Below are 23,108 nucleotides of genomic sequence, written 5' to 3'. Positions count from 1 at the left end.
GATCAGCCTGCGCGCAGGTCTGGCAGGGGATTCGCGGCGAACTCGGCGATATGCCGGTCCAGTCCCTGCGGGCTGCGCACGCGGCCGGTGGCGCGGGTTTCGGCGAGCAGGCCGTCGTTGGGGCTGGCGCCTTCCTCGTGCCGCTCCGGGTGGTACAGGTGCGTGGCCAGTCCGGCGAAGCGCAGCGAACGGCGCTCCAGCCCGGCATGGAACGCGCGCACGGCCAGGTCCTTGTCTTCGCGGCCCCAGCCCTCGAAACGCTCGTCGAAGCCGTTGAGCATGACAAGGTCGTCGCGCCACCAGCCCTGGTTGCAGGTCTTGATCGCGCTTTCGCTCTGGCCGCGCGTGCTGCGCAGTGACAACGCCGCCAGCGGCGGAATCCGCAGCGTGTGACGGCGGCGGGTGAGGCCGCTGTCGAAGAATCCCAGCTGCGACACCTCGTGCCTGAGCAGGCGGTCGCGGCCTTCCTCGTCGGTCAGCACGCGCATGCCCTGGACGAAGCTGCCGCGTTCGGCGGCGTGCAGGTGGTCGGCGACGAACATCGGGTGCGGCAGCATGTCCCCGTCGAGCAGCAGCACGTAGTCGCCGCTGGTCGCGGCGATGGCGCGGTTGCGCGCGAGCGAGACGCGGAAGCCGCGGTCCTCGATCCAGCTGTGCCGCAACGGCACCGGGAAGGCGGGCGCGATGCGTTCGAGCATGGCGCGGGTGTCGTCGCGCGAGCCATCGTCGGCGACCACGACTTCAGATGGAAGCGCGTGCTGGCGCGCCAGTGCTTCCAGCGCCAGTTCCAGCGCCTGCGGCCAGTTGTAGGTGGTGATGACGACGCTGGCGTTCATCGGTCGGGCCCGCTCACCGGCTGCCCGTTCTGCAGCATCCACAGCATGATCGTCTTCTGCCGCACGTAGTTGGCGCGGACGTAGGCATAGACCAGGCCATGCCAGCCGTCGCGGAAGCCGCCACGCAGCAGGTAGCCGCGCCAGAACCGCCACGCCGGCGACAGCACCAGGCCGGTCAGCGTCGCCCGCTTGCCGCGGGCGAAGTCGTGCTCGGCCATCATCCGCGCATAGCGCTGGGTCTTGAGCAGCTGCTGCTCGAGCGAGCGGTAGGGGTAGTGGATCAGGTCGCCGGCAATGGTCCGCACCGGACCGTCGACGCTGGCGGCCTCGTGCACCTCGCGCGTGCCGCGCCAGCCGCCGCGACGGCGGTCGAACAGGCGCAGGACCCGGTCGGGATAGGCGTTGCCGTGGCGCAGGAACTTGCCGAAGTACTCGCTCAGGCGGGAGAAGCGAAAGCCGGCGGCATCGCCGAACGAGCTCGCACGTTCGGCCTCGATCGACGTGCGCAGGGCGTCGCTGACGCGCTCGTCGGCATCCAGGCACAGCACCCAGTCGTGCGTGGCCTGCTCGATGGCGAACTGCTTCTGGCTGCGGAAACCCTCGAACGGGCGCTGGATCACGCGGGCGCCGAGGTCGCGGGCGATCTGCGCGGTGGCGTCGGTGGAATGCGAGTCGACCACGACGACCTCGTCGCAGAACGCCAGGGAGTCGATGCAGTCGCCGATGCGGTCGGCCTCGTTGAACGCGATAATGCAGCCCGACAACGGGCATGCTGACGCTGGCTGCGTCCTGCCCGGCGTGTCCTGCGTCGATGGCGTATTCGAGGAAGCGTTGATGGCCGATTACCTGTTGTTCGCGAGCGAACGCTATGCGCTGCCCATCCTGCAACCGCTGGCGCAGGCGCTGCAAGCAGCGGGGCACGGCGTGCACGCCTGGTTCGTCGACGGCGCCGCCGGCGCCGAACTGCCGGCGCCGGTGCGAATGATAGGCCTGCACGAGGCGGTCGCGCTGAAACCGCGCGCGGTGTTCAGCGCCGCCAACTGGGTGCCGCCCTTCGTGTCCGGCGCCAAGGTGCAGCTGTTCCATGGCTTCAATGTCGAGAAGCGCTCGGACGAACGCGGCCATTTCCGCGTGCGCGGGCTGTTCGACCTGTACTGCACGCAGGGACCGGCGACGACGGCGCCGTTCCGGGCGCTGGCGGCGCAGGCCGGCCACTTCGCCGTGGTCGAGACCGGCTGGCCCAAGCTCGATCCACTGTTCCGCGACGATGAAGGTGCCTCGGCGGCGCTGCGCGCGCCGGCCGGTTCGCGGCCGGTGGTGATGTTCGCCTCCACTTTCACGGAACGCCTGAGCGCCGCCCCCCACCTGTTCGACGCGATCGCCGCGGAAGTGGCCAGGGGTGACCGCTACTGGCTGCTGACCCTGCACCCCAAGTGCCCGCCGGAACTGTTCGCGCGCTATAGCTCGCTGGCCGGTGCCAATGCCGCGTTCTTCGAAACCGAGCAACTGGTCGCCGCGCAGCGTGCCGCCGACGTGCTGCTGGCCGACACGACCTCGGTGGTGTCGGAGTTCGTCGTGCAGCGCAAGCCGGTGGTGACGTTCCGCAATCGCGCGCCCAAGCCGCACATGCTCGACTTCGACGACCCGGCACGACTGCCGCAGATGCTCGAGCGCGCCTTCGCGCCGGAGCCTTCCTTGCTCGCGGCTTTGTCGGCCTACGCCGATTCGATCCATCCCTACCGCGACGGTCACTCTTCCGAGCGCGTGATGGCTGCGACCGAGGCGCTGCTCAACGGCGAGCTCGGCACGCTGCGGCGCAAGCCGCTGTCATCGTGGTGGCGCGCGCTGCAGATCCGCAAAGAGCTGGGCTACTGGCGCCCCTGAACCTGTAGGAGCGAGCTTGCTCGCGAACCACGTCTCCTGCGCCCATCGCGAGCAAGCTCGCTCCTACCCAGGCAGTCACCAGCGCAAGGGCCGCTGCGCCAGCGTCCGCGACAGCCGCGCATACAGCGCCCGTGCCTGCGCCTCGGGCAGGAAGCGCACGCGCAACGGCGGTGCCAGCGCGCCGGCGCCGCTCGTGTCCATCCACAGCGTGGCCGTGCCGCAGCGGCGGTCGATCGGCGAGCGCGTCAGTTGCAGGGCCTGCAGCTTGTCGATCTCGGCGAAGCGCCAATGCCGGGTCCACCAGCCTTCGCGCACCGCGATGATGTCCGCGCCGACGGCGTAGGCGGCTCGCTGCGCGCGCCGGCGTGCCTTGTACGCCGACCACGGCAGCCACAGCAGGACCAGCAGGCCCCACGCGCCGAAGCGCACGCACAGCACCGCCGACACGATCAGCACGAACGGCACCGACGGCAGGAACAGCCGCCACCAGCTCGACACGGGCAGCGGATTCCACGTCAGCTGCAACCAGTCAGCGCGCGGCAGCAGGTGTTCGATCAGGCCGTCGCAGGCGGCCGGCGTCGCGATCGGCGCCAGCTCGCGAAGTGCGCGCTGCTGCCGTCCATCCTCGGCCACCGCGGTATCGACCTCGAGGCTGCGGCGCTTCAGCAGCCGGTGCAGCACGCCTTCGCGCAGCGTCCAGGCCTGGATGCGCCGGCGCGACGCGCTGGTGCGCCAGCGGGCGAGCAGGCCGCGTTCGACCGTGAGCCGGCGACCGTGCTCGCTCAACTGGAAGCCGTAGTACTGCAGCAGCGAGAGCATCACCGACAACAGCCGCAGCGCGCCGACCAGCACCGCGAACACGGCCAATCCGGCGGCGGCATATTCGACCGGGCCGAAGCCGTGCTCGCCGGCATAGCCGAACAGGCGCATGCCGAAGGCTTCAAACACGTTCGGGATGAGCTTGGGATTGAACTGCGCCGAGCCGGCGAACGCCGCACCCACCACGATCATGCCGCGGTTGGAAACCAGGCCCAGCCGCAGCACTTCGCCCAGCGGCAGGGTCAGCAGGGGGTGGGCAGCGGGCTCATCGACGACCGCATCGGCGGAAACGGCGGCGCCGCGACGTCGCACCAGTGCTTCCAACGCAAGCGCATCGTCGAGCTTGAGCACGCGCATCTGCGCCTCGGGCTTGGCCCCGCCGGCCGACTCCAGGCGCACTTCGGCCACGCCGAACAGGCGGTGCAGCAGCGACTGCTGCAGGGCGACGTTGTGGATGCGCGCGAACGGGATCACCCGCAGGCTGCGCTCGAGAAGGCCACTGCGCACCACCAGGTGGTCGCCGGCAACGCCGTAGCGGTAGGTGAAGTACTGCCACAGCGAGGTCACCACCAGCACGGCGACGCCGATCAGTGGCCACAGTTCGTTGCGGTCGCCTCGACCGAAGAACAGCAGCACCGCCAACGGCACGATGAACTGCTTGAGCTGCTGCAGCAGCACGAACAGCCACGACATCGGATGCAGGCGGCGCTCGGGCTCGGTAGCGGTCACGGGTCCGTTCATGGGGTCCCTCCGTGCGCGCGGCGGCCGTTACTGGTCGTCATCGTGGTCGATCTGGCGGCCGAGACGGTCGCGCAGTCGCTCTGCGTCGTCGGCGTCCAGATTGGGCACCGACACCGAGCTGTGGCGCGTGCCGGCGGTGTGCACCACCAGCGTCGCCAGGTTGCGCCGGCGCTGCAGCGGGCCGCGCTTGAGGTCCAGGTGCTGCACGCGCGTGGCCGGTACCCGCGTCTCGCGCTGCCACAGGCGGCCGCGGCGGAGCCCCAGGCCGTCCTCGTCGAGGCGCCAGAAGGTGTGGCGGTACTGCTTCAGGCCCAGCCAGATGCCAAGCGCCAGACCGATGATCAGACCCAGCGGGGCAAGTAGCGGCGACAGATTGAAGACCCGCGTGAAGATGAACCCGCCGAACGCAAACGGGATCGCCACCGGCACCGTTGCCAGCAGGAACAGCGCGCGGGAGCGGGGCGGCAACGGCTGCCAGTCGGCGGCGGAATCGGCGCCAGTGTCGGTTGAGGCTTGCGGCGGGTCGGGCGTGAGCATGGGCATCCGTCAGCTGTCAGGCGTCGGCCGCGCCAGCGATGCCCGTGGTTCGACGGCGTCGCCCGGTCAGCGGTTCCAGTACGGGTTCTCTTCCCCAGAACCCGGCGGTCGCAGCGTATAGCGTTTGTAGGTCCACTGGTATTGCGCCGGGTCGCGGCGGGCGATGTGCTCGACCGCGGCGTTGAGCGCGGCCACGGCCACCTTCGGATCCGGATCGGACATCGCCGCAGGTGCCGCCTCGATGTGCAGGGCGAAGCCGGGGTGGCCGGTATGCGTGTCCACGCGCTCGCACCAGGCGAACAGCACGGTCGCGCCGGTGCGCGAAGCCAGGCGGCCGAGCAGGGTCATCGTCAGCGCCTGCACGCCGAAGAACGGCGCGAACTCGCCGTCGCCGGCCTTGGGTTGCTGGTCGGGAAGGATGCCGACCACGCCACCGTCGTTGAGGCGCTTGAACAGCTGGCGGATCGCCGGCCCTTCGGCGCGGACCTGGGTGACGCGCTCGCCGCTGCCGCTGTCGTCGTGCCCTGCGTCAGCACGCACCAGGTTGAGGAACGCCTCGACCACCGCCGACTCCGGCGGCCGGTACAGGATCGCCAGCGGCGTGCGCCAGGCCAGCCACTGGTTGAGCAGCTCCCAGTTGCCGTGGTGCGGGGCGGCGATGATCACGCCGCGGCCGGCCGCGATCGCCGCATCCATCAGTCCGGTGCCGTGCTGCTCGCGCAGCAGGCCCAGGTTCTCGGCGTGCGGGCGGGTCCACAGGCGTACGGTTTCCAGCACCTGGCGCGCGGTGGTGCGCAGGATCGCGCGGTGCAGCTCGTCGCGCTGCGCCGGCAGCAGGTCCGGGTAGGCCAGTTCCAGGTTGATCCGCGCCACCCGGCTTTCGCGGACGTCGCGCCAGCGCCACCACGCCGCCAGTGCATCGCCAAGGCGCAGCAGCCACGACCAGGGCAGGCGGCCGAGCAGGGCAGCGGAGGCGTAGAGCAGGCGGGCGGCAAAGCCGGTCATGGCAGGGTTCGGCGAGGAGGGGGAAGCGCGCCGGGGTTCCGCCCGGAGCGCGCATTAGGCTACAACAGCCCCGAATCCTGCTTCCGCCGACCGGACCGACCAATCGCATGCTGGCCCTGATCCAACGCGTGACCGAGGCGACCGTCCGGGTCGAAGGCGAAACTGTCGGCGCCATCGGCCCCGGCCTGCTGGCCCTGGTGGGCGTGGAGCCGGGCGATGGCGAAGCCCAGGCGCAGCGGATGGCCGAACGTCTGCTCGGATACCGTGTATTTGCCGACGAGGCCGGCCGAATGAATCTCGGTCTGGCGGACACCGGTGGCGGGTTGCTTCTGGTCAGCCAGTTCACCCTGGCGGCCGATACCCGCAGCGGCATGCGTCCGGGCTTCAGTACCGCCGCCGCGCCCGAGCTGGCTGAACCTTTGTTCAGCAGGCTGGTCGAAATCTGCAGGCAAAAACACACAGGGGGGCTGGAAACGGGGCGCTTCGGTGCCCATATGGTGATCAGCCTGGTCAACGACGGCCCGGTCACCTTCCTTCTGCGTTCCTGAGTCCGGCCCCGACCCCTCCGGCCTGATATACTGGAACGTTCCCAACCCTCTCATAGCGCGGTGGCGCAGCACATGGCCAACGAACGTCAGCCCCCCTCCTCCGATATCAAGCAGTTGATCAGCAAGGGCCTGGAGCAGGGCTACCTGACCTATGCCGAGGTCAACGATCACCTGCCCGACGACCTCGTCGATGCCGAGCAGATCGAAGACATCATCGGCATGATCAACGGCATGGGTATCGAGGTCCACGAAGTGGCCCCCGATGCCGAAACCCTGCTGCTCGCAGACGGCGGCACGGGCAACCGTGAAGTCGACGACACCGCCGCCGAAGAAGCTGCCGCAGCGCTGACCGCGCTCGACGGCGAAGGCGGTCGCACCACCGACCCGGTGCGCATGTACATGCGCGAAATGGGTACGGTCGAGCTGCTTACCCGCGAAGGCGAAATCGCCATCGCCAAGCGCATCGAGGAAGGCCTGGGCCAGGTCCAGGCATCGCTGGGTATCTTCCCGGCGACCATCGCCTCGATCCTCGAAGACTACGAGCAGCACAAGGCGGGCAAGAAGCGCCTGGCTGAAATCATTGTTGGCTTCAACGATCACCTCGACGACGTGCCGGAACCGCCGGCGCCGGTCGTGGTGGTGGATCCCGATGCAGAAGTCGACGACGACGAGGAAGAAGCGCCCGTCGCCGAGGAAGCCGAAGAGGTCGTCAGCGGCCCCGATCCGGTCGAGGTCGCCTCGCGCATGGAAGCGTTGGCCGACCACTACAACAAGTTCCTCAAGGCGCATGCCAAGCACGGTGCCGGCCACAAGACTGCGCTGAAGCTGCGCGAGGACATGGCCGCGGTGTTCGTCACCTTCAAGCTGCCGCTGCCGCTGACCGACGTGCTGGTGCGCAACCTGCGCGAGGTCGTCAACAAGATCAAGGACCACGAGCGCCGCATCCTCGACCTGTCCACGCGCGTCGCCAAGATGCCGCGCAAGGACTTCATCCGCGCCTGGGAAGGCAACCAGACCAACCTGGAGTGGGTGGACGAGCTGCTCAAGCGCAAGCAGAAGTGGTCGTCGGGCCTGCGTGACGTCAAGGACCAGATCATCTCCGAGCAGGAAGCCACGATCGCGGTCGAAACCGCATCGCTGCTGACCCTGGCCGACATCAAGGACATCTCCCGCCAGATGGCCTATGGCGAAGCCAAGGCGCGCAAGGCCAAGAAGGAAATGGTCGAGGCCAACCTGCGCCTGGTGATCTCGATCGCCAAGAAGTACACCAACCGTGGCCTGCAGTTCCTCGACCTGATCCAGGAAGGCAACATCGGCCTGATGAAGGCGGTCGACAAGTTCGAGTTCCGTCGCGGCTTCAAGTTCTCGACCTATGCGACCTGGTGGATCCGCCAGGCGATCACGCGTTCGATCGCCGACCAGGCGCGCACCATCCGTATCCCGGTGCACATGATCGAGACGATCAACAAGCTCAACCGCATCAGCCGCCAGATGCTGCAGCAGTACGGCCGCGAAGCGACTCCGGAAGAGCTGGCGAAAGAAATGGACATGCCGGAGGACAAGATCCGGAAGGTCATGAAGATCGCCAAGGAACCGATCTCGATGGAAACCCCGATCGGCGACGACGAGGATTCGCATCTGGGCGATTTCATCGAGGACACGAACATCGAGTCCCCGGTCGAGGCCACCACCAACATCAACCTGACCGAGACGGTCCGCGACGTGCTCGCCGGCCTGACCCCAAGGGAAGCCAAGGTGCTGCGCATGCGCTTCGGCATCGACATGAACACCGACCACACCCTCGAGGAAGTCGGCAAGCAGTTCGATGTGACGCGTGAGCGCATCCGCCAGATCGAGGCAAAGGCGCTGCGCAAGCTGCGTCACCCGAGTCGTTCGGAACAGCTGCGCAGCTTCCTCGATATCGATTGATTGGTTGTCGAGAGTTGTGACGAAAAAGCCCCGCATTCGCGGGGCTTTTTTTTTGCCCGGCATTTGCTCGTCATCCCGGCGAAAGCCGGGATCCAGTGACGCTGCCTCACGCCGTCATTCCCGCGTAGGCGGGAACCCAGTGTCTTTGTCCTTGCCTTGACGTTACGGGCCTGGGTCCCGGCTTTCGCCGGGACGACGGGAACTGCTACTTCCAGGTTTTACGCAACGGATGCGCCTCGGTGTTGAGCACCACCTTACCCGGGTCCAGCGTCTGCGCCGGCGCGAACAGCAGGTAGAAGTACTTGAACGTCTCGGCCAGCACGAAGCTCTCCATGTCGTCCTCCTTCTCCTTGGTCACCACGCTCTTGAGCGTGGCGAAGCCCGAATCGGTGCGGGTGTAGCGGACGAAGTCCTCGAACATCTCCTGGCCCATTGCCTGGTACTGCTTGTCGCCGGTCAGGCGGTGCAGGTACCACGCCGATTCGATGATCTCCGGCCGCAGCGGGTAACCGGCATGCGTGACCTCGCCCTTGCGGTAGTCGTACTGCTCCGGCTCGATGCCGTGCACGCGCCACATCGCGAACGATGACGCCTGCAGGCGGCGCGCGCGGTCGACGTCACCCGAGTACGCCAGCAGGCCCGGGTAGAACGCATCGAGCGCGCCGTACAGGCTGCCCGTGCGCTTGCCGGTGTTCATGTCGACGTGGCCGACCCACAGCGCGCCGTTGACCTCTTCCGGGTAGTAGCGGTTGGCCGCGGCGATGCTGGTCTTCCACATCGCCAGGCAGTCGCGGTCGCCGAACAGCTTCCAGCACTTCCACAGGTACTCGTAGTACGAGTCGATGCGGGCGCCGACATGGCTGCGCGTCTGCGTCCACTTGCCGCTCTCGACATCGAAGCGCTCGCCGACCAGGCCGATCTTCGAGCGGCGCTCGTAGGTTGCGACCAGCGCACGCTTGGCCTTCTGGTAGAACACCGGATTGCCGGTGAGCTTGCTGAGCGTGCCGTATTCGAGCAGCAGCGTGCCCGACTCGGCCGGGTTGCTGTCGTTGCCGTGGGCCTTGCCGGTGCGCAGGTTCACGTAGACGTAGGGCAGGCCGGTCGGTGAATCGAACGCCGGCAACAGGCGCGTGCCGAGGTCTTCGGCCAGCTTGAGCAGGCGCTCGTCGCCGCTGAGCTGGTAGCCCGACAGCAATCCACCCAACAGGCGGATCGTGATCTCGAAGTGCTTGACGTCGATGTCCTTGTCGAACGACAGCTGCGTGGCGATCAGTTCGCGCGCGTCGCGGGCTTCGTCGTCCAGGCCCATCAGGATCATCGTGTCGAGGGCGTCGACCGGCGTCATCAGCAGCGACTGGCCGTACCAGTCGTGCGGCGCGTTGCTCAGCGGCTTGAGGCCGTCATGGCCCCATGCGTACTGGCGATAGCCGCGCCACGCATGCAGGAACTCGGCCTTGACGCGCTCGGCGCTCTGCGCGGCCTGCGCCTGGGTAAGTACGGGCGGCGTCGCGGGTTTCTTCGGGGAGGGAGGAGCCGCGACGCCGACCGTGGGGAACAACAGAACACTCAGAAGCAGGGGACGAAGGTTCATCAGACAACAGGCTCCGGCGCGTGCGCGCGCAGCAGGTGGAGGACGTCGTAGCACGCGCCCATGGTGTGGTAGTCGGTCTTGCCGGCCGGGCTCTTCTCGTCGCTGTACTTGCGGTTGTTGCGATCGAGGATGCGGTACCAGGCGCCGTGCTCGTGATCGATGAAGAAGCGCCACGAGTAATCCCACAGGCGCTGGTACCAGTCCCAGTAGCGCGCGTCACCGGTGGCCTGGGCCAAACGCGCCGCCGCGGCGAGCGACTCGGCCTGCACCCAGAAGTACTTGTCGTGGTCGCAGACCGGGTAACCGGTCTCGGGCGAAAAGCCGTAGAACAGACCGCCCTGGCGCGAATCCCAGGAGGCAGCGACCGCAGTGTCGAACAGATGCGCCGCGCGCTCGCGCAACCACGGCGCGAAGACGCCGCGCTTGCGCAGGTGGCCATCGAGGATCAGCAGCAGCTTGCTCCACTCGGTCTGGTGGCCGGGCTGGAAGCCCCACGGGCGGAACAGGTGCCTGGGATCGTCGCGGTGGTAATCCCAGTCGATGTTCCAGTCGCGGTCGTAGTGCTCCCACACCAGGCCACCGGCGTGTGCGGCCTGGCGACGCGTCATGTGGTCGGCGAGCATCAGCGCACGCTCGAGGTAACGCGGCTGGCCGCTGGCCTCGAACGCAGCCAGCATCGCCTCGCACATGTGCATGTTGGCGTTCTGGCCGCGATAGCCGGAGAAGTTCCAGTCGGCGTCGGCCTCGTCGCGGTAGAGGCCGTGCGCCGGCTCCCAGAAGCGCGATTCCAACAGCTCCCAGGTTTCGTCCATCCACGGCGCGGCTTCGCTGATGCCGGCCTTGAGCGCGGTGGAGTAGGCGAGCAGCACGAAGGCGACGCCGTAGCAGTGATTGGTGCGGTCCTCGGCGACGCCGTCGCGGATGGTCCAGGCATAGCCACCGCTGCGCGGGTCGCGGTGGACCTCGCGCAGGTAGCGCAGGCCATGGCGCGCCACGTCCAGGTACTCGGCATTGCCGAACTCGCGCGCTGCCATCGCGTAGTTGAAGACGAAGCGCGTGCTGCTCACCAGGTGCCGGTGGGAGGCGTCGTAGACGCTGCCGTCGTCGCGGAAGTAATGGAAGAAACCGCCCTGCGGATCGATCGCGCGCGGGTGGTAGAACGCCATCGTCTCGGCGATGTGCGAACGCAGGAAGTCCTGGCTGCGGAAGTCAGGCGATGAAGGGGGGATGCGGCTCATGGTTCCGTCCGTGAAATGGGGCGCAGTAGTTGGTCGAGGTCGTCGCGGCCTGGCATCGCGGCGAACGCGCCGTGGCGCGTGGTCGCCAGCGCGCCGCCGGCCGCGGCGTGTCGGAGTGCATCGGTGAGTGCGACGCGGTCGTCGAGCAGCGTCACCAGCGAGTCCACGCCGGCGCCGCGTTCGACCAGACGGTGCAGCAGCGCGCCGACAAAAGCATCGCCGGCCGCCGTGGTGTCGATCACCGTCACGGCGAAAGTAGGTGCCACGCCGTCGGCATCGCGTGTGAACCAGCGCACCGGCTGGCCGCCGTCGGTGATGAGCACGCACTTGGCGTGCCCCTGCCACAGGCGGCGCAGCATCGCCTTCTCATCGCCGGCGCGACGGATCAGGAAATCGGCCTCGCTGCGGCACAGCTTCACCAGGTCCGCCTGCCCGAGTGCGTCCCACAGGCGCGGCGCCGGGTCGACGCCTTCCGGCCACAACGACGGACGCAGGTTCAGGTCCATGCTCACCATCGCACCGGCCTCGCGCGCCAGGCGCATGCCGGCGAGCGTGGTGTCAGCGATGTCGGCCTCGGTGAGACTGTTCGAGCACACGTGCAGCACGGCCGCGTCGTCGAAGCAGGCCGGGTCGAAGTGTTCCTCGCGGAACAGCAGGTCGGCCGCCGGCGGGCGGTAGAAGCTGAAACTGCGTTCGCCGTCGGCGTCGAGCGAGACGAAGGCCAGGGCCGTGCGCGCCGCCGACGTGTGCACGGTGTAGCGCGTGTCCACGCCCATCGCGCGCAGCTGCGACATCAGGAACTCGCCGAACATGTCCGCGCCGAGCATGCCGACGAAGCGCGCGTTGCCACCCAGCCGCGCCACGGCGGCGGCGACATTGGCCGGCGCGCCGCCGGCGTACTCGGCGAACTGGCGCGGCTGCCCGGCCACGGCCGGCACCGCGAGGAAATCGATCAGCGCCTCGCCGAAGCAGGCGATCGCGGTGCGGCCCTGCGTCGTGCTCATGGCGTGCTCACTGCCGGTTCCAGTACCGGTACCGGCTCGCGCCGCGCACCGCGGAAGCCGTACCAGGCGACGTAGACGTAGCACAGCAGCGGCAGCACGAAGGCGTGCTGGATGCCGATGCGATCCGCCAGAACGCCCTGCAGCAGCGGCACCACCGCGCCGCCGACGATGGCCATCACCAGCAGGCTCGACGCCTTGCTGGTCAGTGGGCCCAGGCCCTCGATGCCGAGGGTGAAGATGGTCGGGAACATGATCGAGTTGAACAGGCCAATGGCAATCACGCTCCACATCGCGACCGGGCCGCCGGTGGCGATGGTGGTCGCAAGCAGTGCCATCGCGACGATCGCGAACAGGCCCAGCAGGATCCGCGGCTCGATCTTGCGCAGCAGCGCCGAACCGACGAAGCGGCCGACCATCGCCGCGCCCCAGTAATAGGACACGTACTTGGCCGCGGCCGACTCGTCCATCGCGCCGATGCCCGGGCTGGCGATGTAGTTGATCAGGAAGCTGCCGATGGCGACCTCCGCGCCGACGTAAACGAAGATCGCGACCACGCCCAGGCGCAGGTGGCGATGGCGCAGGGCTTCGGCAAAGGTGTGGAGCTTGTGGTCGGCACCCTCGGTGGCCTCGGTCAGCGTCGGCAGGCGGAACAGCAGCACGAACGCCGCCAGCGCGAACAGGCCCACGGCCAGCCCGAGGTAGGGCAGCTGCACCGATTCGGCCTGGGCGATGCGGTAGGCGGTCTGCTCGGCCACCGGCATCTGCGCCAGCTCGGCGCCGCCGATCACCGCGACCGACAGGATCAGCGGACCGATCAACGCCGGCGCGATCGCATGGCCGAACGAATTCAACGCCTGCGCCAGCGTCAGCCGGCTCGACGCACTGGGCGCATCGCCGAGCAGCGCGATGTACGGATTGGCCGAGACCTGCAGCAGCGTGATGCCGCTGGCGAGCACGTACAGCGCGAACAGGAACAACGGGTATGACGGGATCCTGGCAGCCGGGAAGAACGCCAGCGCACCGATGCCGGCCACGACCAGGCCGATCACGATGCTGCGCTTGTAGCCGAAGCGCGCGACCACCTTGCCGGCCGGAAGCGACATCACAAGGTACGTGCTGAAGAAGGTGAACTGGATCAGCATCGTCTGCGCGTAGTTCATCTCGAACACGGCTTTCAGGTGCGGGATCAGCACGTCATTGAGGCTGGTCAGCGCGCCCCAGGTGAAGAAGATCGTGGTCAGTACCGCGATGGCGGTGGCGGGCGACGAGGTGGATGAAGTCTGGTCATTTCGCATCATGCGATGGTTCCTCCTTGGGGTTGCGTGGTGGTGCTGCTGCTACGAACTTGCAGTTGAACCGGCGCGACGACGGTGGCGACGTTGGCGGACGGGTCGCGCAATCGCTGCAGGATCAGTTCGGCCGCCTGCCGCCCGCGTGCGCGCGGGTCGACGGCGATGGTGGTCAGCGGCGGCGCGCTGACGGCGGCTTCGGGGATGTCGTCGAAACCGGTGAGGGCGAAGTCCTGTCCGGCGCGACGGCCACGCGTGGCCAGCCCTGCCATCAGCCCAAGCGCGACCGCGTCGTTGTAGCAAACCGCTGCCGTGGGAGCGGGATCGCGCACGAACAACGCGCCGGTCTGGCGTGCCGCTTCCAGGCGCGTCGGCGCGCATTCGACCAGCCACTGCGGCTCAGGCGTGACGCCGGCCGCGATCAGCGCCTCGCGGTAGCCCTCGCGACGCTGATGGCACGAACTGGAGTCCTGGTGCCCGCCGAAGAAGGCGATGCGGCGATGGCCCTGCGCCAGCAAGTGTTCCGTCGCCATGCGCGCGCCGCGCACGTTGTCGAGCGAGAGGAAATCCCAGTCGGCGCCGAGCTCGCGGTTGAACACCAACGTTGGCGTATGCAGGCCGAGCAGGCCGCGCAGGCGCGCACCGTCGCTGCCTTCGGCGGGGGAGAGGATGATGCCGGCCGGGTCGTGCTCGAGCAGGGAGGCCAGCACCGTCTGCTGGCGTTCGGCCGACTCGCCGGTGCTGCCGAGCAGGGTGACGTAGCCGGCCGCGGCCAGGGCCTCGTCGACGCCCGCCGCGAACTCGGCGAAGAACGGGTTGGACAGGTCGTTGATGACCAGCGCCACGGTCGAGGACACGTTGCGGCGCAGGTTGGCGGCGCCGCGGTGATAGACGTAGCGCTGACGCTTGAGTTCGGCCTCCACCCGCGCCCGCGTCTCGGCGTTGACCAGCGGGCTGCCGCGCAGGACCAGCGAGATCGTCGCCCGCGACAGGTCGCAGGCGCTGGCGATGTCGGCCAGGGTTACCCGGGCGCGGGTACGCACCGGTAGGGTCATCGCGGAAGTCCGGAAGGCATCTGGTTGGATTTGGATCGTTCTAAATTGCGTACATCCTGCCCCCGGGGCCCGGATGGCGCATTCTGCACCGCAGCATGAACTTGGGCGCGGTCGCGTGCTAGGTTGCGGCGGTTTAGAACGATCCAAATTTTCTGTCCGCCAACGCCGCGGACCCCAGGAGCGACCATGCCCCGCCTTGCCCGCCAGACCACCTCATCACCCGTCCCACCTCGCCTGTTCCTGCTGGCGGCGGTGTGCACCTGGGCGATGGCCGGGATGGTCGTCGCCGCCCCCGCGCCCAAACCCGATGCCGCCGCATCCCGCGCCTACGCCGCGGTCGATCCCTTCATCGGCACCGGCGGCGAAGGTCACACCTTCCCGGGTGCGGTGGTTCCGTTCGGCATGGTGCAGCTGAGTCCGGACACCCAGATCAAATCGCGCAAGGAAGGCTACGGCTGGGCCGCCGGCTACCGTTACGACGACAAGACGATCACCGGCTTCTCGCACACGCACTTTTCCGGCACCGGCCACTCCGACCTCGGCGACGTGCTGGTGATGCCGATCGCCGGCGAAGTGAAGCTCGAGCGCGGCGACGTCGCCAAGCCCGGCAGCGGCTACATGTCGCGCTTCAGCCACGACGGTGAGATCGCCCAGCCCGGCTACTACGCGGTGACGTTGCAGGACTACGGCATCCGCGCCGAACTCACCGCCAGCCCGCGCGTCGGCGTGCACCGCTACCAGTTCCCCAAGGGCAAGCCGGCGCACGTGCTGGTCGACCTGCGCACCAGCATGTACGACTACCCGGGCAAGGTGCAGTGGTCGCGCATGCGCCTGCGCGCGGACGGCACCGTCACCGGCTTCCGCGAAACCCGCGGCTGGGCGCCGGGCCGCCAGCTGTACTTCGCCATGCGTTTCTCGCAGCCGGTCAGCGGCCACCAGTTCAACGACACCGAGCAGGACGTTCCCTACAAGGGCTTCCCGCCGCCGGGTGAAAAGGACCCGCGCCAGCGTGCGCAGATCGAAGGCCGCCAGTTGGTCGGCGCGTTCGACTTCGACGGTGCCGCCGGCAAGTCGATGGTGGTGAAGGTCGCGATCTCTCCGGTGAGCGAGGACAGCGCGATCGCCAACCTCGACGCCGAAGTGCCGGCCTTCGATTTCGACGGCGTGCGCAACGCCGCGAAAGCGCAGTGGATGCAGGCACTCGGCGCCGTCGATGTCGACGCGCCCGAAGCCCAGCGCCGCAGCTTCTACACCGCGCTGTACCACACGCTGATGGGCCCGAGCCTCTTCATGGACAGCGACGGCCGTTACCGCGGCCCGGACAACGCCGTCCACCAGGCGAAGGGCTTCACGAACTACTCGACGTTCTCGCTGTGGGACACCTACCGCGCGCTGCATCCGCTGCTGACGCTGGTGCAGCCGGAGCAGCGCAACAACGACTTCATCAACTCGCTGCTGGCCTCGCACGAGCACAGCCCGTACGGCGTGCTGCCGGTGTGGGCGTTCCACGGCCAGGAGACGTGGTGCATGATCGGCTACCACGCCGTGCCGGTGATCGCCGATGCCTACATGAAGGGCATCCGCGGCTATGACACCAACAAGGCGCTCAAGGCCATGGTCGACAGCGCCAGCTACGGCCCCTACGACGGCATCGCCCAGTACATGCAGCTGGGTTACGTGCCGATCGACGAGGAAGGCGAAGCCGCCTCGAAGACGCTCGAGTACGCGTTCGACGACTGGACCATCGCGCGCATGGCCGAGTCGATGGGCAACAAGGACGTCGCGGACAAGTTCGGCAAGCGCGCCGCCAACTGGCGCCACGCCTTCGACGAGAAGACCGGCTTCATGCGCGCACGCAAGCGCGATGGCAGCTTCCGCGAACCCTTCGACGCCACCGCCAGCGGCTACGGCAGCGACTACACCGAAGGCAACGCCTGGCAGTACTCGTGGTACGTACCGCAGGACGTCGCCGGCCTGGCCGCCGCGCACGGCGGCGAGGACAAGCTGGTCGCGCGCCTGGACGCGGTGTTCGACGCCAAGGTCGACCCGAAGATCTTCGAGCACATGGAAGACATCACCGGCCTGATCGGCTGGTACGCGCACGGCAACGAACCCAGCCACCACGTCGCCTACCTGTACGCGTACGCCGGCCAGCCTTGGCGCACCCAGGAACGCCTGGGGCAGATCATGGCGACGCAGTACGCCGCGCGGCCGGATGGGCTGGCGGGCAATGACGACCTGGGGCAGATGTCGGCCTGGTATGTGTTCACCGCGCTGGGCTTCTACCCGGTGGCGCCGGGCAGCAACGAGTACATCATCGGCCGACCGTTCCTGCCGCGTGCGAGCCTCAACTTGCCCAATGGCAAGCGCTTCACGGTGGTGGCCAAAGGGCTTGATGCGGCGCATCCGTATATCGGCCGGGCGATGCTCAATGGCAAGCCGCTGGAGCGCGCTTTTATCCGGCATGAGGAGATCATGGCTGGCGGGGAGTTGCACTTCACGATGCAGGCGCAGGCGGATAAGGCGTGGGCTACGGGGGCGGCGGAGCGGCCGTATTCGATGTCGGGCTCTGCGGGGCGTTGAGGGAGCGGCGGGCTCGCCCGGGAGGCGAGCCGGCTGAAAGCGTGGGCTGGTAAGATGCGCAGCCCACGGGCCTATAGCTCAACGGTTAGAGCAGGGGACTCATAATCCCTTGGTTCCAGGTTCGAATCCTGGTGGGCCCATATCTGAATCGTTGCCAGGGCGACGACAGCCTTGCTTCAGAACGGTCTTCAGACCAGACCTGACGGCTGCCCAATACAGGCAAGATGAAGGTCGCAATCGCTGACCCGATTGAGAGGATCTTATGGCTTTCTACGAGGTCGAAAGCGGTCGATTGGCGCGAGTTTCGCGGATCAGTCTCGCGCGCGCGGAGGTTCGTGAACGACGCGATCTTCAGGCGCTTCTGCGAGAGCAGATTTCCGACCTCATTCCTGATCTCCTTGTGATAGCCGAGGAGTTCGGAGATTGGGACGAGTCGAAGCGGCGAATCGACCTGCTGGCGCTGGATCGTAAGGCAAACCTGGTCGTCATCGAGCTGAAGCGCGGTGACACGGGAAGCCATATGGAACTCCAAGCCATTCGCTACGCATCGATGGTTTCGACCATGACCTTCGATCAGGCGATTTCCACGTTTGAAGGATTCCTCGGGTCAGAGGAAGCGCGATTTGCCCGCGAGCGAATTCTCGAGTTTCTCGGGTGGGCTGAGCCGAATGAAGACGATTTTGCCGCGGATGTAAGGGTCATCCTGTTCTCTGAAGATTACTCTCGGGAACTGACGTCATCGATCCTATGGCTGAATCAGAAGGGGCTCGATATCACCTGCTTCCGGATGGGTGCTTACAAGCTTGACGAGCGCCTGCTCCTGGAGTTTCAGCAGATCATTCCGCTGAAGGAAGCCGAGGAATACCAGGTCAAGGTTCGCAACAAGCAGCATGAAGTCCAGACTGCGCGGCGTGAGCGCGTGCCTTGGAATGGTGAGCTGTACGCGAACTATGGCGACAGCCAGCGATCTTGGGATGACGCGCAGAAGTACGGGTTCATCAGTGCTGGCGGCAGCGAGTGGTATAGCCGCACATTGCGCTTGCTTGTCCCCGGGCGACGGGTCTGGGTCAATCGCCCCGGCACTGGATACCTTGGCGTCGGAATCGTTACCGGCGAGCCTGTCATTGCCGCGGACTTCCTGGTTGAAACGCCGGATGGGCCAATGAAGTACTTGGATGTTGGCAGTATTCACGCGGATATCCGCGCGGACGCGCACGATCCAGTTCGAGCCGATCGATTCGTACCGATAAAGTGGCTGGCGACAGTCCCGTTGACCAAAGCCGTTCGTGAAGCCGGGCTATTCGGAAATCAGAACTCCGCAGCTCAGCCGACGACTCCGCTTTGGCCTGAGACCGTAAAGAGGCTGAAGCTGGCCTTCCGAATCGAAGACTAGGCTTCGCCGACGGCGGTACTCCGCTACACCTTGGCGGGCCTGCATAGCACCGGCGATCAACGCGCCACACGCGGTCAGATCAACCCGTTGCGGCTCCATATCACCAGCAACCCGATTCCCACGATCACGTCGATCACCACGCACCACGGCACGTACCAGCTCGGGATCCTGACCAGCGACAGGCGCGAGCGGTTGTGGTGGGCGAAGTCCCAGGCGGCGTGCGCGAAGTAGGCGATGGCCACCAGCACCGGCCACAGCAGCAGTCCGAGCAGGCCCGCGACAGCGAACAGGCCGGCGACGTTGAACTCCACCATCTGGTCGCGGCTGGAGCCGTTCATCACGGCGAAGCCGAAATAGATGCCGGCGATGAGTGCGATGAGTATCGCGGCGAAGCCGAGCGAGGCCTGCGGCGTCAGGAAGAAGTGAGGCAACAGCGAGCCGATGCCGACGGCAACGCCAGTGGCCAGCGGGCGCCTGGCGAAGACCGAGGAGTTGGGGCGTTCGTGGGCGTGCGTCGTCGTGGCCGACATGGTGCCTCCGGAACGGTTCGGGGCCACCAATTTCGTCCAGCATGCGCTCGTTTTCTGTGAATGCCAGGCGGGGCAGGCGGCCTCTTCACGCCTTGCTCCTATAATCCCGGCTCTTCGATTTGGCAGGCAATTGGGGAAGTGACAACCACCATGAAGAGCGGCTCGAAGGAAGTAGGTGAAGGAACGGTCTCCGAGCAGATCGATGCGCAGATCAGGGATCTGGGCGATTGGCGGGGCGAGACGCTCGCCAGGGTGCGCGCCCTCGTCAAGCAAGCCGATCCCGACGTGGTCGAGGAATTGAAGTGGCGGGGCGTCCCGACCTGGTCGCATGACGGCATCATCTGCACGGGCGAGACGTACAAGAAGGCGGTGAAGATGACCTTCGCCCAGGGCGCTTCGCTGGATGACCCGTTGGGGCTGTTCAATTCCAGCCTCGAAGGCAACACTCGCCGCGCGATAGACATCCACGAAGGCGACGAGATCGACGAGAAGGCGTTGAAGGCACTCATCCGCGCCGCCGTTGCCTTCAACAAGAGCAAGAAGAAGTGATCGTGAGCGCCTATCGCGAGGGCCTGAAGGCGCGGTAGCCTGCCGCGATGGACTCCCTCATTGCCGCCGCCGGTCGCGCGCTGGTCGCCGGCGATGCGCTCGGTGCGCTCAAGCGTGTTGCCTTGCGCGATGACCCGCCGGCCCTTGCCCTGCGCGGTATCGCGATGGCGCAGCTGGGTGAGTATCCGCGCGCACGGGAACTGCTGCGGCGTGCGGCACGTGGCTTTGGTGCGCGTGAGGCGCTGGCGCGTGCGCGCTGTGTCGTCGCCGAGGCCGAGGTGGCGCTGGCCATGCGCGACCTAGGTGGCTCGCCGCGCACGCTGGCCGAAGCCGCCACTGCGCTCGATACACGCGGCGACCGTGCCAATGCATTGCAGGCGCGACTGATCGCGGTACGGCGGCTGCTTCTGCTGGGGCGTCTCGACGAGGCCAACGCCGCGCTGATCGGTCTCGACGCAAAAGGCCTGCCGCCGTCGCTGGCGGCGATCACCGAACTGGCCACGGCGGAACTGGCGTTGCGTTCACTGCGCACGGCGGACGCGCGCTCGGCGCTCGATCGCGCCTTTGCGGCGGCGCAACGCGCAGCCATCCCCGCGCTGCTGGCCGAGGTGACCGAGGCACGCGCCGCACTCGACCGCGCCGCCGCCAGGCGCATCCACGCCGGACATGAAGAGCCGCTTCGCCTTGAGCAGATCGAGACGCTGATGGGCTCGCACGTGCTCGTCGTCGACGCTTGCCGTCGCGGACTGCGCTCCGGTGACGCATGGCTGCCGCTGGCGCGACGCCCCGTCCTGTTCGCGTTGCTGCGTGCACTCGCCGAAAGCTGGCCCGGCGACGTCGAGCGCAACACTCTGATCGCCCGCGTCTTCCGCACGCGCCAGCCGGACGAGACGCACCGCGCGCGATTGCGCGTCGAGATCGGTCGCCTGCGCTCGCTGGTTGCGCCGATGCTGGACATCCAGGCAAGTGCGCGCGGATTCGCGCTCGTGCCTACCGACGACCGCGGCATCGTCGTGCTGGTACCGCCGATCGATGGCGACCAGGCCTCGTTGTTGGCATTGCTCGCCGATGGTGCGGCCTGGTCCACGTCGGCCCTGGCGCTGGCGCTGGGCGACAGCCAGCGCACGGTCCAGCGCGCACTCGCCGAGCTCGAAGCCGCCGGGCAGGTGCGGTCGATCGGCCGCGCCCGCGCGCAGCGCTGGCTGGCCCCGCCACTGGTCGGATTCACGACGACCTTGTTACTCCCTGCCGCACTGCCGCCTGAGTAGATTGGTCCCACGGCGCCGCCACGCGCGCCACCAGGAGCCCCCGATGAGCCGCAATCCAGCAACCAGCACGTCAGCACAGGTACCCACGCGCGCCGCCGAGATCGTGCGCGAGTACGGGCCGTTCGACGGCGCAAGGAACGTCGCCGGCGTCACCTTCGATGGCCACCATGTATGGACCGCGATCGGATCGAAAGTGGTCGCCTTCGATCCCGCAAACGGTGAGGTCGAACGCTCTGTCGAGTGCGCCGCCGACGCCGGCACCGCCTTCGATGGCACGCACCTCTACCAGATCGCCGAAGCGCGAATCGACAAGATCGATCCGTCCACCGGTGCCGTTGTCGCGTCGATCCCCGCGCCGGGCAACGGTGGCGATTCGGGGATGGCGTGGGCCGAGGGCAGCCTTTGGGTTGGCCAGTACCGCGACCGGAAGATCCATCAGATCAACCCCGACACCGGCGCCATCATCCGCACCATCGAGTCCAACCAGTTCGTAACCGGTGTGACCTGGGTCGACGGCGAGCTTTGGCACGGCGTGTGGGATGGGGACGAGAGCGAACTGCGACGCATCGATGCCGACTCCGGCGCCGTGCTCGAGCGGCTCGAGATGCCGCAAGGCACCGGCGTAAGTGGCCTCGAATCCGACGGCGCCGGAACGTTTTATTGCGGTGGCGGACCGAGCGGAAAGGTCCGCGCCGTCCGCCGACCACCGCGCTGATCCCGAGCGGCACAGCGCCCCTCCTGCTGCATTCAACCTCCGGTCGACCGACCGGAGACGGGCGCGGCTTGCTCTGCGACTGGGCAGCCGCCCATCCGCAACCCCGGAGAACATCATGAACACCGCACTCAACGAACCGACCATCGACCTTTCACCCGCTGACCACCCGGTCGTCGGCAGGGAACAATGGCTCGCCGCACGCAAGGCACTGCTGGCACGCGAGAAGGAACTCACCCGCCTGCAGGACCAGATCGCCCGTGAACGCCGCGCACTGCCGTGGGTGCGCGTGCAGAAGGACTACGTCTTCGATACGCCCGAAGGCCTGAAGACGCTGGCGGAACTGTTCGATGGTCGCAGCCAGCTGCTGGTGCAGCACTTCATGTTCGCGCCTGGCTGGGAGCAGGGTTGCAAGAGCTGCTCCTTCATGGCCGACCACAACGACGGCGCCAACCTGCACCTGGCGCAACGCGACGTCACGCTGCTTGCTGTCTCGCGCGCTCCGCTGGCCGAGATCGAACGATTCCGCCAGCGCATGGGCTGGAAGTTCAAGTGGGTGTCATCGCACGGCACCACCTTCAACCATGACTTCGGCGTCAACTTCAGCCAGGACGAGATGTCGAGCGGCAAGGTCGACTACAACTACACGCGGCAGCCGTTCCCGCACGAGGAGGCACCGGGCATCAGCGTGTTCCATCGCGACGAGGCCGGCCAGGTCTTCCACACCTACTCGCGCTACGGTCGCGGCGTGGAGGTGATGATGCATGCCTACAACCTGCTCGAGCTCACGCCCAAAGGCCGCGACGAGGACGAGTTTGACTACCCGATGGCATGGGTCCGCCACCACGATCGCTACGAGGCCGCCGCGCCCGCCGCGTCGTGCTGCGCGTCGAAGGCCTGAGCCCGGGCGGCGATGGAAACCTGGTGGCCTTGGCTGGCTGTTGCCGGACTCGGCGTGTTGCATGGGCTGAGCCCGGTCAACGGCTGGATGTTCGCCGCACGGCGCGGCGTGCATGCGCGCGATGGTGACCAGGCGTGGCGAGCGCTGCTGCCAATCGCGATCGGTCACTTCGCATCGATCGCGATCGTGGTCGCTGCCGTCTACGGTGGCATCCTGGTGGAGCGCACGCGGGTCCAGGGCCTGGCGGGCGCAATGCTGATCGGCGCGGCGACGTATCGCTGGCTGCGCGTCGCCGGTCCGCATCGCCTGGTCACGAGTCTGGGCTCGCGTGCGAGCGACGCTGGCATCGCGCTCTGGTCCTGCCTGATGGCCACCGTCCACGGCGCCGGACTGATGCTGGTCCCGGCGCTGGTGCCGCTGTGCATCAGCGACAGCCCGGCCCGGGCGATCACCGCCTCCGGCTCGATCACGCTCGCGTTGGCGGCGGTTGGAGTGCACATGGCGACGATGTTGGGCACGACAGGTGCCATCGCAAGCGTCGTCTGCCGGGGCATCGCGATGACTCCCGGCCTGTGGATCGGCGCCGCGGCGCGCAACGCATGGACCGCCGCCTTGGCTTTGGCAGGTGCGGCGCTGCTCCTGCTGCGATAGCAACGGGCAGGGCAGGATTCGCCGAGCGGTCAGCGTCCGGTTCCA

Annotated in this window: 21 protein-coding genes and 1 tRNA gene; 11 read left to right on the top strand and 11 right to left on the bottom strand. The window is 67.4% G+C overall.

Annotated elements, in window-relative coordinates; all coding sequences use genetic code 11:
- Positions 1-2 precede the first annotated feature (2 nt).
- A complete protein-coding gene (locus tag AC3A3Q_RS04315) occupies positions 3-836 on the bottom strand; it encodes a glycosyltransferase family 2 protein (RefSeq protein ID WP_487585059.1) in 834 nt (277 codons plus the stop codon).
- Positions 833-1,600 carry a glycosyltransferase family 2 protein gene (locus tag AC3A3Q_RS04310; protein WP_487585058.1) on the bottom strand — a complete coding sequence of 256 codons (768 nt, stop codon included), beginning with the start codon at positions 1,598-1,600 and terminating at the stop codon, positions 833-835. The genes AC3A3Q_RS04315 and AC3A3Q_RS04310 overlap by 4 nt, the downstream gene beginning before the upstream one ends.
- Before the next feature lie 67 nt (positions 1,601-1,667).
- Here AC3A3Q_RS04310 and AC3A3Q_RS04305 point away from each other — a divergent pair, with 67 nt between their 5' ends.
- Positions 1,668-2,720, top strand: coding sequence for a CDP-glycerol glycerophosphotransferase family protein (locus AC3A3Q_RS04305; RefSeq protein ID WP_487585495.1), 1,053 nt, complete (start codon positions 1,668-1,670; stop codon positions 2,718-2,720).
- A 75-nt stretch (positions 2,721-2,795) separates the two neighbouring features.
- Here the strand turns inward: AC3A3Q_RS04305 and AC3A3Q_RS04300 are convergent, their stop codons facing one another.
- The 3 genes from AC3A3Q_RS04300 to AC3A3Q_RS04290 all read right to left on the bottom strand — a co-directional run bounded on the left by AC3A3Q_RS04300 (position 2,796) and on the right by AC3A3Q_RS04290 (position 5,822).
- Complete coding sequence (locus AC3A3Q_RS04300; protein ID WP_487585057.1) at positions 2,796-4,280, bottom strand: PH domain-containing protein; 1,485 nt, start codon at positions 4,278-4,280, stop codon at positions 2,796-2,798.
- A 27-nt stretch (positions 4,281-4,307) separates the two neighbouring features.
- Positions 4,308-4,817: a PH domain-containing protein gene (locus tag AC3A3Q_RS04295; RefSeq protein ID WP_487585056.1), complete on the bottom strand. Its 510-nt coding sequence runs from the start codon at positions 4,815-4,817 to the stop codon at positions 4,308-4,310.
- Positions 4,818-4,883: 66 nt separating this feature from the next.
- On the bottom strand, positions 4,884-5,822 hold the full coding sequence (locus tag AC3A3Q_RS04290; RefSeq protein ID WP_487585055.1) for a lauroyl acyltransferase: 939 nt from the start codon (positions 5,820-5,822) through the stop codon (positions 4,884-4,886).
- Between the two features lie 107 nt (positions 5,823-5,929).
- Between AC3A3Q_RS04290 and dtd the strand changes: the two genes are divergently transcribed.
- Together dtd and rpoD are read left to right on the top strand one after the other, a co-directional pair.
- The gene (gene dtd, locus AC3A3Q_RS04285) at positions 5,930-6,370 is read left to right on the top strand and encodes a D-aminoacyl-tRNA deacylase (RefSeq protein WP_487585054.1); all 441 of its coding nucleotides are present in this window, start codon (positions 5,930-5,932) and stop codon (positions 6,368-6,370) included.
- A gap of 72 nt (positions 6,371-6,442) precedes the next feature.
- Entirely contained in the window at positions 6,443-8,299 is a 1,857-nt protein-coding gene (gene rpoD / locus AC3A3Q_RS04280; RefSeq protein ID WP_487585053.1) for an RNA polymerase sigma factor RpoD, read from the top strand.
- Positions 8,300-8,504: 205 nt separating this feature from the next.
- Here rpoD and AC3A3Q_RS04275 read toward each other — a convergent pair whose 3' ends face one another.
- Genes AC3A3Q_RS04275 through AC3A3Q_RS04255 form a run of 5 tightly spaced genes read right to left on the bottom strand, consistent with a single transcriptional unit; the run spans position 8,505 to position 14,476 of the window.
- Positions 8,505-9,890, bottom strand: a complete 1,386-nt coding sequence (locus AC3A3Q_RS04275) for a glycoside hydrolase family 47 protein (protein ID WP_487585052.1) — start codon at positions 9,888-9,890, stop codon at positions 8,505-8,507.
- Positions 9,890-11,128 (bottom strand): AGE family epimerase/isomerase, encoded by a 1,239-nt coding sequence (locus AC3A3Q_RS04270; RefSeq protein WP_487585051.1) that lies wholly within the window; start codon positions 11,126-11,128, stop codon positions 9,890-9,892. Before AC3A3Q_RS04270 ends, AC3A3Q_RS04275 begins: the two co-directional genes overlap by 1 nt.
- A complete protein-coding gene (locus AC3A3Q_RS04265; protein WP_487585050.1) occupies positions 11,125-12,132 on the bottom strand; it encodes a carbohydrate kinase family protein in 1,008 nt (335 codons plus the stop codon). Before AC3A3Q_RS04265 ends, AC3A3Q_RS04270 begins: the two co-directional genes overlap by 4 nt.
- Positions 12,129-13,427, bottom strand: a complete 1,299-nt coding sequence (locus AC3A3Q_RS04260) for a sugar MFS transporter (protein ID WP_487585494.1) — start codon at positions 13,425-13,427, stop codon at positions 12,129-12,131. The genes AC3A3Q_RS04265 and AC3A3Q_RS04260 overlap by 4 nt, the downstream gene beginning before the upstream one ends.
- A complete protein-coding gene (locus tag AC3A3Q_RS04255; RefSeq protein WP_487585049.1) occupies positions 13,427-14,476 on the bottom strand; it encodes a LacI family DNA-binding transcriptional regulator in 1,050 nt (349 codons plus the stop codon). Before AC3A3Q_RS04255 ends, AC3A3Q_RS04260 begins: the two co-directional genes overlap by 1 nt.
- 267 nt (positions 14,477-14,743) lie before the next feature.
- Here AC3A3Q_RS04255 and AC3A3Q_RS04250 point away from each other — a divergent pair, with 267 nt between their 5' ends.
- The 3 genes from AC3A3Q_RS04250 to AC3A3Q_RS04240 all read left to right on the top strand — a co-directional run bounded on the left by AC3A3Q_RS04250 (position 14,744) and on the right by AC3A3Q_RS04240 (position 18,452).
- Positions 14,744-17,059, top strand: coding sequence for a GH92 family glycosyl hydrolase (locus tag AC3A3Q_RS04250; RefSeq protein WP_487585493.1), 2,316 nt, complete (start codon positions 14,744-14,746; stop codon positions 17,057-17,059).
- A 67-nt stretch (positions 17,060-17,126) separates the two neighbouring features.
- Positions 17,127-17,199 (top strand) — tRNA-Ile (locus tag AC3A3Q_RS04245).
- A 122-nt stretch (positions 17,200-17,321) separates the two neighbouring features.
- Positions 17,322-18,452, top strand: a complete 1,131-nt coding sequence (locus AC3A3Q_RS04240; protein WP_487585048.1) for a hypothetical protein — start codon at positions 17,322-17,324, stop codon at positions 18,450-18,452.
- 74 nt (positions 18,453-18,526) lie between these two features.
- Here the strand turns inward: AC3A3Q_RS04240 and AC3A3Q_RS04235 are convergent, their stop codons facing one another.
- The gene (locus AC3A3Q_RS04235) at positions 18,527-18,982 is read right to left on the bottom strand and encodes a DUF6010 family protein (protein WP_487585047.1); all 456 of its coding nucleotides are present in this window, start codon (positions 18,980-18,982) and stop codon (positions 18,527-18,529) included.
- A 150-nt stretch (positions 18,983-19,132) separates the two neighbouring features.
- Between AC3A3Q_RS04235 and AC3A3Q_RS04230 the strand changes: the two genes are divergently transcribed.
- The 5 genes from AC3A3Q_RS04230 (at position 19,133) to AC3A3Q_RS04210 (ending at position 23,063) form a co-directional block, all read left to right on the top strand.
- Positions 19,133-19,531 carry a DUF1801 domain-containing protein gene (locus tag AC3A3Q_RS04230; RefSeq protein WP_487585492.1) on the top strand — a complete coding sequence of 133 codons (399 nt, stop codon included), beginning with the start codon at positions 19,133-19,135 and terminating at the stop codon, positions 19,529-19,531.
- Between the two features lie 47 nt (positions 19,532-19,578).
- Complete coding sequence (locus tag AC3A3Q_RS04225; protein ID WP_487585046.1) at positions 19,579-20,799, top strand: helix-turn-helix domain-containing protein; 1,221 nt, start codon at positions 19,579-19,581, stop codon at positions 20,797-20,799.
- A 43-nt stretch (positions 20,800-20,842) separates the two neighbouring features.
- Complete coding sequence (locus AC3A3Q_RS04220; protein ID WP_487585045.1) at positions 20,843-21,514, top strand: Vgb family protein; 672 nt, start codon at positions 20,843-20,845, stop codon at positions 21,512-21,514.
- A 115-nt stretch (positions 21,515-21,629) separates the two neighbouring features.
- Positions 21,630-22,412: a DUF899 domain-containing protein gene (locus AC3A3Q_RS04215; RefSeq protein ID WP_487585044.1), complete on the top strand. Its 783-nt coding sequence runs from the start codon at positions 21,630-21,632 to the stop codon at positions 22,410-22,412.
- A gap of 12 nt (positions 22,413-22,424) precedes the next feature.
- On the top strand, positions 22,425-23,063 hold the full coding sequence (locus tag AC3A3Q_RS04210; protein WP_487585043.1) for a hypothetical protein: 639 nt from the start codon (positions 22,425-22,427) through the stop codon (positions 23,061-23,063).
- The last annotated feature ends 45 nt before the right edge of the window (positions 23,064-23,108 follow it).

The organism is Lysobacter sp. Soil_C_59, from assembly GCF_057656415.1.
This window is presented reverse-complemented; position numbering and strand designations above follow the sequence as displayed.

Coding starts and splice junctions, on each gene's coding strand:
- AC3A3Q_RS04315 (WP_487585059.1), bottom strand. CDS start 836: ATGAACGCCAGCGTCGTCATCACCACCTACAACTGGCCGCAGGCGCTG.
- AC3A3Q_RS04300 (WP_487585057.1), bottom strand. CDS start 4,280: ATGAACGGACCCGTGACCGCTACCGAGCCCGAGCGCCGCCTGCATCCG.
- AC3A3Q_RS04295 (WP_487585056.1), bottom strand. CDS start 4,817: ATGCTCACGCCCGACCCGCCGCAAGCCTCAACCGACACTGGCGCCGAT.
- AC3A3Q_RS04290 (WP_487585055.1), bottom strand. CDS start 5,822: ATGACCGGCTTTGCCGCCCGCCTGCTCTACGCCTCCGCTGCCCTGCTC.
- dtd (WP_487585054.1), top strand. CDS start 5,930: ATGCTGGCCCTGATCCAACGCGTGACCGAGGCGACCGTCCGGGTCGAA.
- rpoD (WP_487585053.1), top strand. CDS start 6,443: ATGGCCAACGAACGTCAGCCCCCCTCCTCCGATATCAAGCAGTTGATC.
- AC3A3Q_RS04275 (WP_487585052.1), bottom strand. CDS start 9,890: ATGAACCTTCGTCCCCTGCTTCTGAGTGTTCTGTTGTTCCCCACGGTC.
- AC3A3Q_RS04270 (WP_487585051.1), bottom strand. CDS start 11,128: ATGAGCCGCATCCCCCCTTCATCGCCTGACTTCCGCAGCCAGGACTTC.
- AC3A3Q_RS04265 (WP_487585050.1), bottom strand. CDS start 12,132: ATGAGCACGACGCAGGGCCGCACCGCGATCGCCTGCTTCGGCGAGGCG.
- AC3A3Q_RS04260 (WP_487585494.1), bottom strand. CDS start 13,427: ATGCGAAATGACCAGACTTCATCCACCTCGTCGCCCGCCACCGCCATC.
- AC3A3Q_RS04255 (WP_487585049.1), bottom strand. CDS start 14,476: ATGACCCTACCGGTGCGTACCCGCGCCCGGGTAACCCTGGCCGACATC.
- AC3A3Q_RS04250 (WP_487585493.1), top strand. CDS start 14,744: ATGGCCGGGATGGTCGTCGCCGCCCCCGCGCCCAAACCCGATGCCGCC.
- AC3A3Q_RS04240 (WP_487585048.1), top strand. CDS start 17,322: ATGGCTTTCTACGAGGTCGAAAGCGGTCGATTGGCGCGAGTTTCGCGG.
- AC3A3Q_RS04235 (WP_487585047.1), bottom strand. CDS start 18,982: ATGTCGGCCACGACGACGCACGCCCACGAACGCCCCAACTCCTCGGTC.
- AC3A3Q_RS04230 (WP_487585492.1), top strand. CDS start 19,133: ATGAAGAGCGGCTCGAAGGAAGTAGGTGAAGGAACGGTCTCCGAGCAG.
- AC3A3Q_RS04225 (WP_487585046.1), top strand. CDS start 19,579: ATGGACTCCCTCATTGCCGCCGCCGGTCGCGCGCTGGTCGCCGGCGAT.
- AC3A3Q_RS04220 (WP_487585045.1), top strand. CDS start 20,843: ATGAGCCGCAATCCAGCAACCAGCACGTCAGCACAGGTACCCACGCGC.
- AC3A3Q_RS04215 (WP_487585044.1), top strand. CDS start 21,630: ATGAACACCGCACTCAACGAACCGACCATCGACCTTTCACCCGCTGAC.
- AC3A3Q_RS04210 (WP_487585043.1), top strand. CDS start 22,425: ATGGAAACCTGGTGGCCTTGGCTGGCTGTTGCCGGACTCGGCGTGTTG.